Origin of the sequence: Pseudonocardia sp. KRD291 (assembly GCF_019263595.1) — a bacterium.
Classification (GTDB): Bacteria; Actinomycetota; Actinomycetes; order Mycobacteriales; family Pseudonocardiaceae; genus Pseudonocardia.
In genome coordinates, this window is record NZ_JADQDD010000517.1 from 1 (window position 1) to 1,575 (window position 1,575).

Annotated in this window: 1 protein-coding gene; it reads left to right on the plus strand. The window is 78.5% G+C overall.

All coding sequences use genetic code 11. The annotated features are described in order from the left end of the window. On the plus strand, nucleotides 1-1,575 hold a 1,575-nt coding region (locus tag I4I78_RS32335; protein ID WP_218615305.1), incomplete at both ends, for an AAA family ATPase.

Here is a 1,575-nt window from a genome sequence, read left to right on the forward strand (position 1 = left end):
GGGGGCACCGGCCGAGGTCGAGACGGGGCCCGCCGAGGAGGCACTCCCGGTCGACGCGCTGATCGGCAACGTCGCTGCGGCCCGGCGGCTCGTCGAGTGGCTGGAGCTGACGTTCCAGCGCCCGGAGCTGCTGACCCGGCTCGGCGGGACGGCGCGGCTGGGGGTGCTGCTGACCGGGCCGGAGGGCGTCGGCAAGGCGACGCTCGTGCGCAGCGCGGCCGCCGCGGTCGGAGCCCGGTGTGTGGAGCTCGTCGCCCCGGCCGCCGCCGCGCTGGAGCCGGCCTCGGCGGCGGCCCGGGTGCGCGAGGTGCTGGCCGCGGCCCGGCCCGTCGACGGCACCCCGGTCGTGCTGCTGGTCAACGACGTGCACGCGCTGCTGCCGGCCGCGACCCCGCCGCCGCTGGCCACCCTCGTGCTCGACGAGCTGCGCGCCGCCACCGCGCCCGGCGGGCCCGCCCTGGTCGCCACCACCTCCGAGCCCGAGGGCGTGGACCCGCGGCTGCGCGCGCCGGACCTCGTCGACCGCGAGCTCACCGCGTCGCTGCCGGACGGCCGGACCCGGCGCGAGCTGCTGGAACGGCTGCTGGCCGACGTCCCCCGCGCCGGCGACGTCGACCTGGCCGCGGTCGCCGAGCGGACGCCCGGGTTCGTGGTCGCGGACCTGACGGCGGTCCGCCGGGAGGCCGCGATCCAGGCCGCCCTGCGCGGCGACGACGGGGACGGCGATACCGGGGGCGAGGAGACCGGCCCGCGGGTGCGCCAGCAGGACCTGCTCGGCGCCGTCGGCTCGGTCCGGCCGATCTCGTTGTCCGACAGCGGAACCCTGGGCAGCGGCGGGATCACCCTGGACGACGTCGGGGACATGACCGAGGTCAAGCAGGCCCTGACCGAGGCCGTGCTGTGGCCGCTGCGCTACCCGGACTCGTTCGCCCGCCTCGGGGTGGCCGCGCCCCGCGGGGTGCTGCTCTACGGCCCGCCCGGCGGCGGCAAGACGTTCCTGCTGCGGGCCCTGGCCGGCACCGGCAACCTCAACGTGTTCGCGGTCAAGGGCGCCGAGCTGCTCGACAAGTACGTCGGCGAGTCCGAGCGCGCGGTGCGCGAGCTGTTCCGCCGCGCCGCCGACGCCGCGCCGTCGCTGCTGTTCCTCGACGAGGTGGACGCGCTGGCCCCGCGCCGCGGCGGCTTCACCGACTCCGGGGTGGCCGACCGGGTGGTGGCCGCGCTGCTCACCGAGCTGGACGGCGCGACGCCGCTGCGCGAGGTCGTCGTGGTCGGGGCGACGAACCGCCCGGAGCTGGTGGACCCGGCACTGCTGCGCCCGGGGCGGCTCGAGCGGCTGGTGTTCGTCCCGCCGCCGGACGCGGAGGCGCGCGAGGACATCCTGCGCGCGTCCGGGCGCAACATCCCGCTGGCCGACGACGTCGACCTGCCCGCGCTGGCCGCGGACCTGGAGGGCTACTCGGCCGCGGACTGCACCGCGGTGCTGCGCGAGGCCGCGCTGACCGCGATGCGCGAGTCGCTGGAGGCGGTCGAGGTGACCGCGGCGCACCTGCGCGCCGCCCGCGCGGCGGTCGG